Here is a 16,333-nt window from a genome sequence, read left to right on the forward strand (position 1 = left end):
GGAGCTGGATGCCTATTGTCAGTTGCGCGGGGAGGCATTGGTGCGCAAGCCCTTCAATCTGTCCGTCGGCGCACACTCAAGGATCGCCTTATGTATCGGGTAGTCACTCCTCAAACAGCAGCCGAGCTGGATGCCTATTGTCAGTTGCGCGGGGAGGCATTGGTGCGCAAGCCCTTCAATCTGTCCGTCGGCGCACACTCAAGGATCGCCTTATGTACCGGGTAGTCACTCCTCAAACAGCAGCCGAGCTGGATGCCTATTACCAGTTGCGCTGGGAACTTCTGCGCAAGCCCTTCAACCTGCCCGTGGGCTCCGAGCGTGACGAATACGACAGCGTTGCCATTCACCGGCTGATGCTCACCGAGGATGGCACCCCCATCGCCGTGGGCCGGCTCTTCGTCGGTGGCGACGAGGCCCAGATCCGCTTCATGGCGCTGCGCCCCGAGTACCGCGGTCAGGGGCTGGGAGCCCGCATGGTGGAGGATCTAGAGCAGCTGGCCCGGGACGAGAAGGTGAAGCGGCTGGTGATGAACGCCCGCCAGGAGGCGGTGGAGTTCTATCGCAAGTGCGGATTTCTCGAGGTGGGGGAAGGCCCTGTCTCCTTCGGCCGCATTCCCCACCGCCAGATGATCAAGTCCCTGAGCCCGCTGCAGACCATCCAGTATCGCCCGGAGTGGTGCCAGGATCTCACCACCCGCTGGTCGCGGGGCATTCCCATCAGCGAGAAGATGGGGGTGCACATCACCCACTACGACGGCCAGACCTTCCACCTCAAGGCGAACCTGGCGGCCAACCTCAACGTTCACGACACCATGTTCGCCGGCAGCATCTACAGCCAGTGCGTGCTGGCGGGCTGGGGCCTCATCTGGTTGCAGCTCAAGGAAGCCGGCCTGGGGGGCGATACCGTGTTGGCCGAGGGCAACATCAAATACTACAGACCCGTGAGCGAGGAGCCTGAGGCCAGGGTGGCCCGGGAGGGGATGCCCGCCGTGCTCGAACCGCTGAGGAGCGGGGAGTCCGCCAAGTTCAGCCTGCGGGTCCAGCTGTTCAGCGGTCGCAAGCTGGCGGTGGAATTCGTCGGCCAGTACGTGGTGCTGCCCATCAAGCGCGGCGGGCGCTGATCCCGCGCGCGCTCTACCACAAGGCCTCATCGCGAGGCCTTGTTCGTTATTGGGATGCGGTGGTGGGGGCCGGTGCCTGCGGTCGCCAGAGCGGGCCGCTGCGCCCCTGTGCCGGGTAGCGCACGCCAGCCTCCCAGCCGCAGGCCTCCTGCCCGGTAGGGAACTGCCACTCCAGGCCGGGATCCGCGAGGGGGCCGCGCCAGCGGGCCAGCAGCTCGGCGCAGCGCCGCTTGTTCAGGACCCCGAGGTCCAGCTGCCACTGGTCGGCGGCGAGATCGACGCCTCCCTGCAGCGCCAGCAGGTGGGTGATGGTGGAGGCGCCGCCCCGCTCGATCCGCACCTTGCCCTGCTCCGCCCTGGCGTCCAGCCTGATGTGATAGAAGGGGGTGTCTCCGCGCTGCATCGCCTGCCACAGCGCCTGCGGCGTCAGGGCGGGGGGGGCCTGCTCCTTGAACCAGGCATCCAGCAGGGGGTCGATGCCGACCTTGTCCCAGAAGGGGTCCTTGCTCTCCAGGCTCAGGCTGCCCTGGAGAGTCCGGCGCCAGTTGGCCACCTCCTCGCCGGGTTGCCCGTTGAGGTCGGCCTGCAGCTGTGCCGCCAGATCCACCTTGCCCGCGAGCGACACAGGGGCGTGCAGCAGCTTGCCCCACAGCTCCAGATCCAGCTGCTTGCCCTGCAGTTGCAGGCGGCTCTCCTGGCCGGGCGCCTTGCCCCACTGGCCACTGAGGCTGAGGGAACCCTCGTCCGGCAGGCTGCTGGCCAGCTTGTTGAGCTGCCAGGCGCCGGGGGTCAGCTCACCATCCAGCTCGCCGTTGCGGGCGCTGAGGCCGCCCCACACCAGCTCGAACCACTTGCTCTCGACCCTGGCTCGCCCCAGCAGGGGAGCCGGCTGATTGCCCCGCAGGGCGAGGTCGTTCAGATAGAACTGCCAGCCGGTCAGGGAGAGGGGCAGGGCATCGTCGAAGGAGAGCACCTTGAGCCTGTCGAAGGCCAGCTTGCGCACGTCGATCTGCTGCGGCCGCCAGCCCTGCCAATCCTGCCACCAACCGTCCGGCAGGCTGATGTCCATGCCGCTCAGCGTCAGCTCCTTGAGCGTCAGCTTCTGCTGCTGGGGATCGAGGGCGAGATCCAGGCTGAACTCCCCCTCATAGGCCTTGCCCCTCAGCTCGGCATCGAGCTGTCGGGGCGAGAAGGCGAGCTTGCCCTCGATGGCTTCCAGCTGAAACAGGCCTCGCCCCAGATCCCCCAGGGTGCCGGCGAGATAGCCGCTCGTGCGACTGCCCGCCTGCCAGTCGAAGGCGGTGAGCTGGCCGTTGAAGTTGTTGAGGGAGAGCTCCTGCTCGATGGCATTGATGCTGACCTGGGCAAGCTGGCCCCTGTCCAGGGTGATGCGGTTCAGGGGGAACTCACCCGGCGGGATGTCACCGAGCTCGACTCGCATGGCGCTTGCCTTGAGATCGTGCAGTTGCAGGCTGCGCTCTGGCCAGTTCAGCACCATGCCGGTTTCGAGCAGGCCGTCGAACAGGTTGGCGCTCAGCCTGTCCGTGCTCAGCACCTGCCCCTCCAGTCGCCCCTTGAGGCTGAGACGGGCCAGGGTGAACCTGGACGTCTCCAGCTGGTTGATGCCCAGGGTCAGGTTGACCTGGGGCTGGCGTCTCGGATCGATCAGCTCCCAATCGCTCAGGGTGGCGCTCAGGCCGCGCAGGGTCAGGGCCTCGCTCTGCAGGTTCAGGTTGTCTATGGTGCTGTCGGCGATGGTGAGGGAGTGTACCGGCAGCGTCGGCAACTGGTTCGGGAGTGGCAGCTTGATGGCGGGACGGATGAGGTCCAGGTGGGCGATGCGCACGTCCCGGTTCAGCCAGTCGATGCTCTCCACCTCCAGATAGATCTTCTCCAGCTGCACCGCATCCCCGTAGCGCACCTGCTCCGCCAGCAGGGTGTAGGGGTGCAGGGGATTGAACACCAGCCGGCCTATGCTGACAGGCACGCCGGTCTGCCGGCTGAGCCAGTCGGCGATGGGCCCCTTGGCGCGTTCGGCGTCGAACAGGCCGAGACCGACCCAGACGAAGAGCAGCAGGAAGGCGAGGGTGTAGAGCAGGCCGCGCAGCCAGGAATTCATAAGCGCTTTCCTCCTGTATTGGTTGAGTGATCAGGCGTTGGCAGCGTGATCCCGCAGGTCAGGCATTGGAGTAGTGGTCTCGCAGGCCCAGCCAGCGGCGGATCAGCGGATCGACGTGCCCCAGGTGTCTATCCATCAGGCAATGTGACCATCTTCTGCATCGGCCTTGGTCAAGCATTGGAGTAGTGATCCCGCAGGCCCAGCCAGCGGCGGATCAAGGGCTCGACATGCGCCGGGTGCTTGTCCATCAGGAAGCGTGCCATCTTCTGCACCTGGGGGATGAGCGGCTGGTCGCGCACCAGGTCGGCGATCTTGAGGTCGGCGAGGCCGGTCTGGCGGGTACCCAGCAATTCCCCCGGACCGCGCAGCTCCAGATCCCGCTGGGCGATCAGGAAGCCGTCGTTGGTCTCCCGCAGCACCCCGAGCCGGCTCTGGGCCGTCTTGGAGAGCGGCGCGTGGTAGAGCAGCACGCAGTGGGAGGCCACGGACCCCCGCCCGACCCGGCCGCGCAGCTGATGCAGCTGGGCCAGCCCCAGCCGCTCCGGGTTCTCGATGATCATCAGGCTGGCATTGGGCACATCCACCCCCACCTCGATGACAGTGGTGGCGACCAGCAGTTGCAGTATGCCCGCCTTGAACTCCTCCATCACCCGCTGTTTCTCGACCGGCCGCATGCGGCCGTGCACCAGGCCGATGTGCAGACCGGGCAGCAGGGTTTGCAGCTCGGCGGCGGTGTCCTCGGCGGCCTGGCACTCCAGCACCTCGGACTCCTCGATCAGGGTGCAGACCCAGTAGGCCTGCTTGCCCTCCTCGCAGGCAAGCCTGACCCGTTCGATCACGTCTCCCCGGCGACTGTCCGGCAGGGCGACCGTGGTGATGGGGGTGCGCCCCGGCGGCAGCTCGTCGATGACCGAGGTGTCGAGGTCCGCATAGGCGGTCATCGCCAGGGTGCGGGGGATGGGGGTGGCGGTCATGATGAGCTGGTGGGGGTGGACGCCTTCACGCTCCCCCTTTTCCCGCAGGGCGAGGCGCTGGTGCACCCCGAACCTGTGCTGCTCGTCGATGATCACCAGGGCCAGGCGCTGGAACACCACCTGCTCCTGGAAGATGGCATGGGTGCCCACCACCATCTTGACGCTGCCATCGGCGATGGCCGCCAGCGCCTCCTCCCGCGCCTTGCCCTTCTGCTTGCCCGCCAGCCAGCCGACCTGGATGCCGAGCGGCTCCAGCCACCTGGCGAAGTTGATGGCGTGCTGCTCGGCCAGCAGCTCGGTCGGAGCCATCAGCCCCACCTGACAGCCGTTGCCGATGGCCTGCAGGGCGGCCAGTGCCGCCACCAGCGTCTTGCCGGAGCCCACATCCCCCTGCACCAGCCGCATCATGGGGTGGCTCTGCTGCAGATCCCGGCTGATTTCGGCCACCACCCGGCTCTGGGCACCGGTGGGGCTGAACGGCAGGGCGCCGAGCAGCTGCGCCACCAGGGCGGGGGCCGGCTTGAGGGCGCGGGCCAGCTGGGTCTGTGCCTGAGCGCGCACCTTGAGGACCGAGAGGTTGTGGGCCAGCAGCTCTTCCAGCACCAGCCGCTGTTGTGCCGGGTGCTGACCGCTCTCCAGCAGGGCCAGCGCCACCGAGGGAGGCGGGCGGTGCAGCAGTTTCAGGGCGGCGGCCAGATCGATCTGCTGGGGATAGAGGCCGGCGGGCAGCAGCTCTTCGACGCCATGGAGATCGAGCTGGGCCAGCGCCTGATCCGTGAGGCTGCGCAGGGTGAGCTGGCGCAGCCCCTCAGTGGTCGGGTAGACGGGGGTGAGGGCCTCTTCGGTCTGGCCGGCCTGCTCCTCGCCGAGCAGCTTGTACTCGGGGTGGGCCATCTCCAGTCCGTACTTGCCGGGACGGGCCTCGCCGAAGCAGCGGATCAACCGGCCGGGGGCCAGGCTGTTCTTCTGGGCGGCGGTGAAGTTGAAGAAGCGCAGGGTGAGGCTGCCGGTGCCGTCGCCGATGCGGCAGACCAGCATGCGGCGGCGCCCCATCACCAGCTGGGTGTCCTGGATCTCGCCCTCGACCGCGCCGTGCAGGCCGGGCGGCAGATCGCCGATGGGCCACACCTGGGTGCGGTCCTCGTAGCGCAGGGGGAGGTGGAACAGCAGATCCTGCACCGTGGCCAGCCCGAGTCGCTCGAGCTTCTCCTGCATCTTGCTGCCGACACCCTTGAGGCTGTCGAGGGAGATTTTATCCAATTTCATCAATTAGATGCCCGGAAACACTGTAAATATGTCCAGATGATAGGGGCTGTTGCGGCCCCGATGCAAGCCGCGTTGTCGCCGGGGATGGCCGAATGTGACAAGGGCCTGCCGAACATGGCAGGCCCTTGTCACGAACGGGGAAGCGCTGTGTTCGGGTCAGATGATGCGCTTGAGCAGCAGGTGCGCCTTGACCCTGTGGATCCGGGCCAGCAGCTTGCGCACCTGATCCGGGTAGTCCTTGATCTGCTCTATCTGGTCGAAGTGGCTGATGCGGCGGGTATGGGCCAGGATGCAGTCGCGCTCCTGCTGGAAGCGCTCGCGCAGGTGGTGGTGCTGGTCGTGCACCAGCAGGCCGTTCTCCAGATCCAGCGCCCAGGCACGGGGGTTGAGGTTGTTGCCGGTGAGCAGGGCCCACTCCTCGTCCACGAAGATCCCCTTGAGGTGATAGGAGTTCTTGTCGCAACACCAGAGCATGAGGTTGAGCCGGCCGTTGTCGATGTGGTGCTGGTTGCGCTCGGCAAACTTGCGCAGATTGGTCTCGTAGAGATAGGGCAGGCCGCCTATGGTGGAGAACTTCTCCTCCGGCGGGATGAAGAAGTCGTTGGCGGTCTTGTCGCCCACCACTATGGTCACCTTGCAGCCGCGTCTGAGCAGCCCTTCCACGTCCTTGTTCAACTCCTTGGGGGGGTTGAAGTAGGGGGTGCAGATGAAGATCTCCCGCTCGGTGGCCCGCACCAGATTGCGGATCATCCGGTTGAGCTGGTTGCCTCGCTTGCCCAGGCCCACCATGGGGGTCACGGCGACCTCCCGGGCGTTGGCAGGGATGCTCTCGAAGCGGTACTGGCTGGTGCGCAGGCGCTGCTTGAAGCGGCGGATCTGCCCCTTGAGCTGCTTGGCGCCGGGGATGCCGGTGCGATCCAGCCGCTGGACGGCCTCGCTGCCGAGGAAGACGTCATCCACGTAGTTGACCATGCTGCGAGTCAGCGCCGGGCTGTGGATCTGGTGATAGCGATCGAAGCGGTAGCGCTCCTGCTGGTGCAGGTAGATGTCGTTGAGGCTGGCGCCGGAGTAGAGCAGGGTGTCGTCGAAGATGAAGCCCTTGAGGTGCAGCACCCCGAGCAGTTCGCGGCCCTTGACCGGCACGCCGTAGATCTCGATCTGGTGTTCGTGGCGGGCGGCCATGGCCTGGTACATCAGGTGGTTGCCCCCCTGCTTGCCCTTGCCGATCAGGCCGCGCTGGGCGCGGTGGAAGTCGACGAACACCTTGATGTCGAGGGCGGGGTTGCGCTGCTTGGCGGCATAGAGGGCGGAGAGGATCTCCCGTCCCGCCTCGTCATCCTGCAGATAGAGCGCGATCAGGTAGATGCGCTGGGTCGCATGGGCGATGAGCGACAGGATCCGGCTCTTGAAGTCCTTGGCGCTGCTGAGCACCTGAAACTGATCCGCGGCGACCGCGATCTGGGGTAAGCGGGTCAGCAACTGTCGATAATGTGCCGATGAATGCATAGAGAAGCCTGAAATCACGGGATGAAGCGTTCCACTCGGGGCGAAGAATAGGCAATTCTAGCAATCTGTGGCGATGGGCCCAAGCAAGAATCCGTAAAAAGTCGGTGCAGAGTCACATCGGGGCCGACGGATGCGGCCCCGATGTGTTCCCGTTACAGGATGGCGCTGGCCGTGGCCACGATGAGGAAGGCGATGGTGCCGAGCAGCGTCTCCATCACGGTCCAGGTCTTGAGGGTGGTCTTCTCGTCCATGTTCAGGAAGCGGCTGACCAGCCAGAAACCGGAGTCGTTGAAGTGGGAGAGTACGGTCGCGCCCCCGGCGATGGCGATGACGATGAAGGTCAGATCCAGCTCGCTCAGGCCTGTAGTGGCGGCCACGGTCGGCGCCATCAGGGCGGCGGTGGTGGTCAGGGCCACGGTGGCGGAACCCTGGGCGACCCGCAGTGCGGCGGACACCAGGAAGGCCGCGAGGATCACCGGCATGCCGGTGTCGGAGAGCACGTCAGCCAGGGCGGCGCCGATGCCGCTCGCCCGCAGCACGCCGCCGAACATGCCGCCGGCACCGGTCACCAGGATGACGGCGCAGACCGGGGCCAGGGCGTCGTTGCAGAACTTCTCGAGCTGCACCTTGCCCTGGGTCTGGCGGAACAGCCAGAGGGCGTAGAGCACAGTGATGAGCAGGGCCACCGGGGTCTTGCCGACCATGCGCAGCACGTTGACCCAGTCGGCCCCCTTGTCGATGACGCCCATGACGCTCAGGGTGTTGAGGCCGGTATCCATGAAGATGAGCACCAGCGGCAGCAGCAGGATGGAGAGCACCTGGCCGAAGCTCGGCGCCTTGTCGGAGATCTGCTCGGCGCTGGCGGTGAAGCTCGGGGGCAGGGGCAGTTCAAACTTCTTGCCGGACCAGAGGCCGAACAGGTAGGCGCCCAGGTACCAGGTGGGCAGCGCGACCAGCAGGCCCACGACGGTGAGCAGGCCTATGTTGGCGCCCAGCAGTTCGCTGGCGGCCACCGGGCCCGGGTGGGGCGGCAGGAAGGCGTGCATCACCGCGAAGGCGCCGGCGGAGGGCAGGGCATACTTGAGGACGGAGCCGCCGAACTGCTTCGCCACGCTGAAGATGATGGGCAGCATGACGATGAGGCCGGCGTCGAAGAAGATCGGGAAGCCGAACAGCAGGGAGGCGATGCCGAGCGCGAAGGGGGCGCGGTGGGAGCCGAAGCGGTTGATCAGGGTATCGGCCAGTACCTTGGCGCCCCCCGTCATCTCCAGGATCCGGCCAATCATGGCGCCGAGGCCGACCAGCAGCGCGACCGAGGCCAGGGTGCCGCCGAAGCCGGTCAGCATGGTGGGGATCACCTGGTCATAGGTGACCCCGGTGGCCAGGGCCGTCAGCATGCTGACCAGGGTCAATGCCACGAAGGCATGTACCTTGAATCGCATGATCAGCACCAGCAGCATGACAATGGCCCCGGCAGCTACCGAGAGCAGATAGGTGACATCGGGTGTGTTCATTGCTCCGTCCATAAAGTTGTCCTCAAATGGTTCTAGTTGTTGTTCTGCACATTTCTGTGCTGCACTTCACATTGCGAAACGTTACCGGTAACATGTTACCGGTAACGTGGTAGCTTAGAACCCATCAAGCGAACGTTTTTTGAAAAGTGAGAGAGAGGTCAAATAATGGCGGGCAAGTGCATTATCGTGATGGGTGTGTGTGGCAGCGGCAAGTCCAGCATCGGCCTCAAGGTGGCCAATGCCCTGGGGGCCAAGTTCATCGACGGCGATGATCTGCACCCTCGCGCGAACATCCAGAAGATGGCGGCGGGCAACCCGCTCAACGACGAAGACAGGGCCCCCTGGCTGGAGCGGATCCGCGACGCGGCCTACAGCCTGGAGCGCAAGAACGAGCTCGGCGTCATCGTCTGCTCGGCCCTCAAGAAGCAGTACCGCGACCAGATCCGCGAGGGCAACGACTCGGTACACTTCCTGTTTCTGGATGGCAGCCAGTCCCTCATTCTCGAGCGGATGCGGGCACGGCAGGGCCACTTCATGCGCGAAGCCATGGTACAAAGCCAGTTTGATACCCTGGAGCGACCGGATGGCGAGCCCGGCGTGTTTCGCATCGATATCGACGGGACCTTCGAACAGGTGGTCGACCGTGCCGTCACCGCGCTGGCGCAGGCGCAATGAGCCATGTCGCGCGCCCGGTCACTGCCGAACGCGCCCGTATATAGAGTTGGAGAGAAAGCTATGACCCATCCCGTGATCACCCTGGTGACCGACCGCATCCGCGAGCGCAGCACCGCCCGCCGTGCCCGCTTCCTGGCCCGCATCCAGCGCCAGGCCGAGCAGGGCAAGACCCGCGCCTCCCTCTCCTGCGGCAACCTGGCCCACGCCGTGGCGGCCTCGAGCTGTGACGAGAAGGGGCGCATCCTCGACATGACCCGCGCCAACGTCGGCATCGTCAGCGCCTACAACGACATGCTGAGCGCCCATCAGCCCTATCAGGGCTACCCGGACATCATCAAGGGCGCGCTGGCCGAGCTCGGCCACAGCGCCCAGGTCGCCGGCGGCGTGCCCGCCATGTGCGACGGTGTGACCCAGGGCCAGCCGGGGATGGACATGTCCCTCTTCTCCCGGGATCTCATCGCCCAGGCCACCGCGGTCTCCCTCTCCCACAACACCTTCGACGCCACCCTGCTGCTCGGCATCTGCGACAAGATTGCCCCGGGCCAGATCATGGGTGCGCTTTCCCACGCCCACCTGCCCACCGCCTTCGTGCCGGCCGGCCCCATGGCGAGCGGCATCAGCAACGACGAGAAGGTGAAGGTGCGCCAGCAGTACGCCGCCGGTGAAGTGGGCCGCGACGCCCTGCTCAAGATGGAGTGCGGCGCCTACCACGCGGCGGGCACCTGTACCTTCTACGGCACCGCCAACACCAACCAGCTGGTGTTCGAAGCCATGGGCCTGATGCTGCCGGGCTCCGCCTTCGTGCACCCCCACAGCGAGCTGCGCCGCGCCCTCACCGAGGAGGCGGCCCGCCGCATCAGCGCCATGATCCCGGGCTCCCCGGCCTATCGCCCCCTGAGTGCGGTGATCGATGAACGCGCCCTGGTCAACGGCCTGGTGGCCCTGCTCGCCTCCGGTGGCAGCACCAACCACAGCATCCACATGGTGGCGCTGGCCCGCGCCGCCGGGCTGGAGCTGACCTGGGACGACCTGAGCGATCTCTCCGACGTGGTACCGCTCCTGGTGCGCATGTATCCGAACGGCCCGGCGGACGTCAACGCCTTCGAACAGGCGGGGGGCGTGCCCGGCCTGATGCGTCGTCTGGCCGAAGAGGGGCTGATCCACCTGGACGCCACCCCGGTCTTCGGCGAGATGCAGGACTACCTCAGCCGTCCGGCACTGGTGGATGGCAAGCTGGTGTGGCAGCCGGTGGGCGAGAGCGCGGATCCGAGCGTGCTCTCTCCCTCTGGCAGCGAGTTCCAGGCCACCGGCGGCACCAAGCTGCTGGCGGGCAACCTGGGCCGCGCCGTGGTCAAGGTCTCTGCGGTCGCGCCCGAGTATCGCGTCATCGAGGCGCCGGCGCGGGTCTTCTCCTCCCAGCACGCGGTGGAGGCGGCCTACAAGGCCGGTGAGCTGAACCAGGACGCCGTCATCGTGGTGCGCCACAACGGCCCGGCCGCCAACGGCATGCCGGAGCTGCACAAGCTGATGCCGGTGCTCGGCAACCTGCAGAAGGCGGGTCACAAGGTGGCCCTGGTCACCGACGGTCGCCTCTCCGGCGCCTCCGGCAAGATCCCGGCCGCCATCCACGTCACCCCGGAAGCGCTGCACGGCGGGGCCATCGGCCTGCTTGCCGATGGCGATCTGCTGCGGGTGGACGCGGTGACCGGCAGCCTCGACTGCCTGACCGATTTGAGTGGCCGTACCCAGGCCGAGATCGACCTCACCCTGGAACAAGAGGGGTGGGGCCGTGAACTGTTCAGCGTGATGCGTCGCGCGGTATCGAGCGCCGAGTGCGGCGCCACCATCTTTGACTAAGGAAGAGCTATGCAGAACTGGAAAGTGACCCCTGCCGAGGTGTTTGCCGCCTCCCCCCTGGTACCCGTGATGGTCATCAACGACCTGGATCAGGCCCTGCCCATGGCCAAGGCGCTGCTGGACGGTGGCATCTCGGTGTTCGAGATCACCCTGCGCACCCCGGTGGCGCTGGACGCCATCGCCCTCATCGCCAAGGCGATGCCGGATGCCATGGTCGGTGCCGGTACCGTGCTCAACTGCGCGCAGTTTGATGCCGCCGTGGCCGCCGGTGCCCGCTTCGTCATCTCCCCGGGCATGACCCCGGCCCTGCTGGCCCACGCGGCCAGGAGCACGGCGCCGCTGATCCCGGGTGTGGCCACCCCGTCCGAGGTGATGCAGGCGCTGGAAGCGGGCTACGACCACCTCAAATTCTTCCCGGCCGAGGCGAACGGCGGCACCAAGGCGCTCTCCGCCATCGCGGCGCCCCTGCCCCAGGTGAAGTTCTGCCCCACCGGCGGCATCGGCCCGAAAAACGTGGCCGACTATCTGGCGCTCAAGTGCGTGGCCACCGTCGGCGGCTCCTGGATGCTGCCGGCAGAGGCCGTCAAGAGCGGCAACTGGGACGAGGTGACCCGTCTCTCCCGGGAAGCGGTTGAATTGGTCAAGCGCTAAGCGAAAGCCGTGTAGATAAATCGGACAGGCCACCCTCGGGTGGCCTGTTGTTTTTACGCCCCGGGAGGGGGTGGGCCGTTTGCTTCCGGCCTGGCCCTGGCTTAAGGTCGGGGGCCGCCCCTCCACCCTGGAGCCTTCATGTCCTGCCTGCATCCATCCTACCCGCAAGGGCACTTCACCGCGCTGCACTGCCACCCCCGGGCCCAATACTGCTACCTGCACGACGGGGGCGGCATCATCACGGGGCACGGGGAGGGCGAGCTGCTGGTGGCGGGCCAGATCTGCTTCATTCCGGCGGGCTGGGAGCACGAGTTTCGCGTGCTGCGCCGATCCCGGCTCTCCCTCCTCTATGTGCCGACGTCGGCCCGCACCGCCTTCGGCCCCTTGCAGGCCAGCCCGCTGCTGGCGGGTCTCTTCGCCCGCCTGCCCGAGCTGGCCGAGGAGGAGGTGAAAGGGGCCTATCTGAGGGTGCTTGATCACGAACTGGAGCGTGCCGACCCGCTCGCGGCGCGCATTCCCCTCACCGGGGAGCTGGACCCGCGCCTGCTGCGGGTGCTGGACAGGGTGTGCCAGGCACCCGCCATCCATCTGACGCTGGGGGCGCTGGCGGCAGATTGCGGCGCCTCGGTGCGCACCCTCAACCGGCTCTTCCTCCAGCAGCTGGGATGCAGTTTTCGCCAGTGGCGGGAGCAGGTGGTGCTGGGGCGGGCGCGCCAGTTGCAGCACCGGGGGCTCACGCTGGCGCAGATCGCCGATCGGCTCGGCTACGAGGATCCCGGCGCCTTGTCCCGTGCCCTCCAGCGCCTTGCCCGGCGCGAACCGGCGGCCTGAGGGCCCGTCGTCTGCTTCTTGTCCGCCATGGCGATGTCTGCGGGTTGCCGGCAGTCAGCGCCGCGAGCCGATATCCGCATCCTCCTTGCTGCCTGCCAGCAGACAGGTCACCTCGTCGGTGTGGCAGAGCCGATCGCCGCGAAAGGTGAAGAGGCCGCTCACCTTGCAGACCAGGGTGTCGCCATCGTGGCGGGTGGCCCTGACCAGATGGGTCGAGTGGACCCGCTCACCCAGCGCCATCGTGGCGACAAACTCGATGTTCGCCCCGGCCAGATGGCGGCGCAGCGCGGCGATGTGCTGGCGAAACGCCGGGTAGTCGAGCCGTTCGCCGTTCACCTCCTGGCAGTAGTCGGGGGTGAACCAGGCGTCGAGTTCGGCCAGGGGGAAGGCGGGATCGCAGATGACGCGCCGCAGGCAGGCTTTCAGTCGTTCGGTGTGGTGCATGGGGTACTCCTGACATGGTGGATGGAGGGGCCAGCATAGGTCAGGGGGCGGACAGGGGAGAGGGGTAAAGGCGCCATCATGGCGGTCGAACGCGCCATGATGGCCGGAGATCAGCCGAGGCTCTCCCCCTCATAGAGGGAGAAGCCCATGTCCTTGCACCTGGTCGCCAGCAGCTGGCCGCCGAGGCGGGCCAGCAGCATGATGGCGGCTTCGCGGCCGATGGCCTCGCGGGGAGTGACTATGCTGGCGAGCTTGGGGGTCATGGCGTGGCCGATGTCGAGGGCGTTGCTGCCGGCGATGGCCACCTGCTGGGGCACCGGGATCCACCTGGCCTGGCATTGCAGCAGGGCGCCCACCGCCAGGTCGTCGTTGGTGCAGAACAGGCCGTCGAGATCGGGGAAGCGCGCCATGGCCTGGGCCAGCAGCTCCCCCCCCAGGGTGAAGCTGGAGGATTGCTCCGTCAGCAGGTGCTGGCCGGTCAGGCCGAAATCGGCCATCGCCTGGTAGTAGCCCTCCATTCGCAACTGGGTGCGCACGTCGAGCCGGGCGCCGAGGTAGATCACCTTGCGCCGTCCCCGGCGCAGCATCTCTGTTACCATGGCCCGGGCGGCGGCCCGGTGATCCATGCCCACCACCATGTCGATGGGAGAGAGCGGCAGATCCATGGTCTCCACCACCGGAATGCCGGCGGTGGCGATCATCTTGCGGGTGCGCTCGGTGTGCTGGGTGTCCGAGAGGATGAGCCCGTCCACGTTGTAGGAGAGCAGAGACGCGACCTGCTCCTCTTCCCGCTCCGGGCTGTAACCGTAGTGGGCGAGCAGGGTCTGGTAACCGGCGGGCCGGGTCACGGCCTCTATGCCGTGGATCACCGCCGAGAAGACCTGGTTGGAGAGGGAGGGGATCAGGATGCCGATCGCCTTGCTGGTGGCGTTGGAGAGCATGTCCGGTGCCCGGTTCGGGATGTAGCCGAGCTCCTCCACCGCCGCGGCGATGCGCTCGCGGGTCCCTTCGGCCACGGCCTGGGGATCGCGCAGGTAGCGGCTGACGGTCATCTTGGTGACTCCGGTCAGGTCGGCGATGTCCTGCAGGGTGGGGCGGCGCTTGCGGGTGTCGTTCATCTGGGGATCCTGCAAAAAATGTTACACGTAACATTACCGTTTTTGCACGGCAATGTCAGCATATGACGCCATCAACAGGGGGCAGGGGATGATCAAGGGCAGGTGTTTCGAGGGAGTCCACTTCGAGCAGCAAGAGGTGGAGGGGGAGCAGTTCCAGGGGTGCCGCTTCATCGGCTGTCACTTCTCCTGGCTGGATCTCGGGGAGAGCCGCTTCGTCGACTGCAGCTTCTATGACAGGGAACGGGAGCTGGGATGCCTGTTTCAGGGCTGCGATCTGAGGGAGGCGAGCTTCCTGCGCTGCGATCTCACCCTGGCGGACTTCGGCCGCAGCCAGTGTCTGGGGCTGGAGATGCGCGACTGCCAGGCCATGGGGATCAACTTCGCCCATGCCAGCTTCGCCAACCGGATCACTGCCAAAAGCTATTTCTGCGAGGCCCACCTCACCGGCAACAACTTCAGCTATGCGAACTTCGAAGGCTGCCTGCTGGAGCGCTGCGAGCTGACCGGCAACCGCTGGCAGGGGGCCAACCTGCTGGGCGCCTCCCTGGCGGGCTCGGATCTCAGCGGCTCCGAGTTCGGGCAAATCGACTGGACCAGCTTCAACCTGCAGGGCTGCGACCTGCGCCAGTGCGATCTGTCCGGGCTGGATCTGCGCCGGGTCAACCTCGCCGGGGTGCAGATCAATGAAGATCAGCAGCAGGGGCTGCTGGAGCAGATAGGCCTGGTGGTCTTTCCCTGAGGGGATGGAAAAAGAGGTAATTTTTCATCAACGGGTGCAGTTCGTGGCGGCTGTGCCCTTCACCATGAAAAAGCCTGCGCAAGGCAGGCTTTTCGTTGTGAGGAGCCGGGGTGTCAGCGTCTGGCCAGCCACTTGGTGGGGTTGATGGCTTCGCCCTGATAGCGGATCTCGAAGTAGAGGCCGGAGCGCTCCTGCCCGCCGCTGTCGCCGACCAGGGCCACGGGCTCTCCCTGTTCCACGTTCTGGCCCACCTGGCGCAGCAGCGACTGGTTGTGACCGTAGAGGCTCATGTAGCCGCGGCCGTGGTCGATGACCAGCAGCATGCCGAAGCCGTCCAGCCAGTCCGCATAGACCACCTGGCCCGGCGCCACGGCCTTGACCTGGGTCCCTTCGCTGGCGCCTATCAGGGTGCCCTTCCACTTCAGTTCGGCGGTGCGCGGCGAGCCGTAGGAGATGAGGATGGGGCCCTGCACCGGCCAGCGCAGGTTGCCACCCGTGCTGAGGCCGCCATAGCCGTTGCTGCTCGCCTTGGCGCTGTTGCGGGCGGCCGCTTGCTGCTTCGCCACCTGCTCCTGCTGCTCGCTGACCCTGCGCTGTTCGGCGGCGAGCCGTTGCTGCTCGCCGACCTGCCGCTGCTGGGCCGCGATCCGCTGCTGCTCCGCGATGCGTTTCTGTTCGGCGGCCAGGCGCTGCGCCTCCAGCCGGCGCTGGCGCTCCTGCTCGGCCTTGATCTTGGCGAGGCGCTCCCGCTCGGCGCGCTCGCGTCGCTCCTGCTCTTCCCGCTGGCGACGCAGCTCCTCCAGCCGCGCCTTCAGCGCCTTTTCCGCCTTGACCAGCCTGGTCAGTTTCAGCTCGTCGTTTTGCACCGATTGCTGCAACTGGTTGCGCACCTTGGCGCGGCTCTGCTGGCTGGCCAGCAGGCTCTGGTGATGTTGCTGCTGTTCGCCGAGCAGGGTCTGCAGCCTGGTCTCGGTCTCTTTGGTCGCCAGCTGGTTTTTGGCCAGCTTGTCGCGGGTGGCGCGCAGGGCCTCGATGGCCTCGATGCGGGCCTTGTTGAGATAGTCGAAATAATCGAGGGCGCGGCTCAGCTTGGCCGGATCCTGCTGATTGAGCAGCAGCTTGAGGTAATCGTGGTTGCCCGCCTGGAAGGCGCTTTCCGCCTGCTTGGCCAGCAACTGTTTCTGGTGTTTTGCCTGTTGCTCCAGCGCCAGCTTGTCCTGCTGCAGGGAGGCCAGCTTCTGCTGGTTCTGCTTGAGTTGCAGCCTGGTCTGGTCGAGCTTGGCGGCGGCGGCCGAGATGGCCTGCTCGTCAGCCTTGAGCTGGGTGTTGAGCTTGGCCAGCTCCTGCTTGCTGAGCTTGAGGGTCTGCTGCTGTTCCTTGATCTGGGACTGCATGGCCCCGAGCTGCTGGTTCGCAGCCTGGGCCGTGCCGCCGATCAGGCAAAAAAACAGCGCGCCGGCCAACAGGCCGACGCGACTGGTTTTCTGTGAAATAACTTCGCATCCCCGCATGGGGCAG

At 66.4% G+C, this 16,333-nt stretch carries 13 protein-coding genes; 6 read left to right on the forward strand and 7 right to left on the reverse strand.

Annotation, left to right across the window (positions count from 1 at the left end):
* Positions 1-212 precede the first annotated feature (212 nt).
* Complete coding sequence (locus BN1132_RS14265) at positions 213-1,121, forward strand: bifunctional GNAT family N-acetyltransferase/hotdog fold thioesterase (protein WP_042078399.1); 909 nt, start codon at positions 213-215, stop codon at positions 1,119-1,121.
* Between the two features lie 46 nt (positions 1,122-1,167).
* Here the strand turns inward: BN1132_RS14265 and BN1132_RS14270 are convergent, their stop codons facing one another.
* The 4 genes from BN1132_RS14270 to BN1132_RS14285 form a co-directional block, all read right to left on the reverse strand.
* Positions 1,168-3,240, reverse strand: coding sequence for an AsmA family protein (locus BN1132_RS14270; protein WP_042078400.1), 2,073 nt, complete (start codon positions 3,238-3,240; stop codon positions 1,168-1,170).
* Positions 3,241-3,410: 170 nt separating this feature from the next.
* Positions 3,411-5,480 carry an ATP-dependent DNA helicase RecG gene (recG, locus tag BN1132_RS14275; protein ID WP_042078401.1) on the reverse strand — a complete coding sequence of 690 codons (2,070 nt, stop codon included), beginning with the start codon at positions 5,478-5,480 and terminating at the stop codon, positions 3,411-3,413.
* 156 nt (positions 5,481-5,636) lie between these two features.
* On the reverse strand, positions 5,637-6,986 hold the full coding sequence (gene pssA, locus BN1132_RS14280; RefSeq protein ID WP_042078402.1) for a CDP-diacylglycerol--serine O-phosphatidyltransferase: 1,350 nt from the start codon (positions 6,984-6,986) through the stop codon (positions 5,637-5,639).
* A gap of 152 nt (positions 6,987-7,138) precedes the next feature.
* The gene (locus tag BN1132_RS14285) at positions 7,139-8,500 is read right to left on the reverse strand and encodes a GntP family permease (RefSeq protein ID WP_244462948.1); all 1,362 of its coding nucleotides are present in this window, start codon (positions 8,498-8,500) and stop codon (positions 7,139-7,141) included.
* A gap of 165 nt (positions 8,501-8,665) precedes the next feature.
* Here BN1132_RS14285 and BN1132_RS14290 point away from each other — a divergent pair, with 165 nt between their 5' ends.
* The 4 genes from BN1132_RS14290 (at position 8,666) to BN1132_RS14305 (ending at position 12,514) form a co-directional block, all read left to right on the forward strand.
* The gene (locus BN1132_RS14290) at positions 8,666-9,175 is read left to right on the forward strand and encodes a gluconokinase (RefSeq protein WP_042078405.1); all 510 of its coding nucleotides are present in this window, start codon (positions 8,666-8,668) and stop codon (positions 9,173-9,175) included.
* Positions 9,176-9,235: 60 nt separating this feature from the next.
* The gene (gene edd / locus BN1132_RS14295) at positions 9,236-11,032 is read left to right on the forward strand and encodes a phosphogluconate dehydratase (RefSeq protein WP_042078406.1); all 1,797 of its coding nucleotides are present in this window, start codon (positions 9,236-9,238) and stop codon (positions 11,030-11,032) included.
* Positions 11,033-11,041: 9 nt separating this feature from the next.
* Positions 11,042-11,683: a bifunctional 4-hydroxy-2-oxoglutarate aldolase/2-dehydro-3-deoxy-phosphogluconate aldolase gene (locus BN1132_RS14300; RefSeq protein ID WP_042078407.1), complete on the forward strand. Its 642-nt coding sequence runs from the start codon at positions 11,042-11,044 to the stop codon at positions 11,681-11,683.
* A gap of 138 nt (positions 11,684-11,821) precedes the next feature.
* On the forward strand, positions 11,822-12,514 hold the full coding sequence (locus tag BN1132_RS14305; protein ID WP_084202952.1) for a helix-turn-helix domain-containing protein: 693 nt from the start codon (positions 11,822-11,824) through the stop codon (positions 12,512-12,514).
* Positions 12,515-12,568: 54 nt separating this feature from the next.
* Here BN1132_RS14305 and BN1132_RS14310 read toward each other — a convergent pair whose 3' ends face one another.
* Both BN1132_RS14310 and BN1132_RS14315 read right to left on the reverse strand, forming a co-directional pair.
* On the reverse strand, positions 12,569-12,958 hold the full coding sequence (locus BN1132_RS14310; protein WP_042078408.1) for a nuclear transport factor 2 family protein: 390 nt from the start codon (positions 12,956-12,958) through the stop codon (positions 12,569-12,571).
* Between the two features lie 110 nt (positions 12,959-13,068).
* Entirely contained in the window at positions 13,069-14,076 is a 1,008-nt protein-coding gene (locus tag BN1132_RS14315) for a LacI family DNA-binding transcriptional regulator (protein WP_042078409.1), read from the reverse strand.
* Positions 14,077-14,164: 88 nt separating this feature from the next.
* Between BN1132_RS14315 and BN1132_RS14320 the strand changes: the two genes are divergently transcribed.
* Positions 14,165-14,815 carry a Qnr family pentapeptide repeat protein gene (locus tag BN1132_RS14320; RefSeq protein ID WP_042078411.1) on the forward strand — a complete coding sequence of 217 codons (651 nt, stop codon included), beginning with the start codon at positions 14,165-14,167 and terminating at the stop codon, positions 14,813-14,815.
* 113 nt (positions 14,816-14,928) lie between these two features.
* Here BN1132_RS14320 and BN1132_RS14325 read toward each other — a convergent pair whose 3' ends face one another.
* On the reverse strand, positions 14,929-16,326 hold the full coding sequence (locus tag BN1132_RS14325; RefSeq protein WP_042078412.1) for a peptidoglycan DD-metalloendopeptidase family protein: 1,398 nt from the start codon (positions 16,324-16,326) through the stop codon (positions 14,929-14,931).
* Between the last annotated feature and the right edge of the window lie 7 nt (positions 16,327-16,333).

The sequence above is a fragment of the Aeromonas sanarellii genome, assembly GCF_000820085.1.
GTDB classification, from domain to species: domain Bacteria; phylum Pseudomonadota; class Gammaproteobacteria; order Enterobacterales; family Aeromonadaceae; genus Aeromonas; species Aeromonas sanarellii.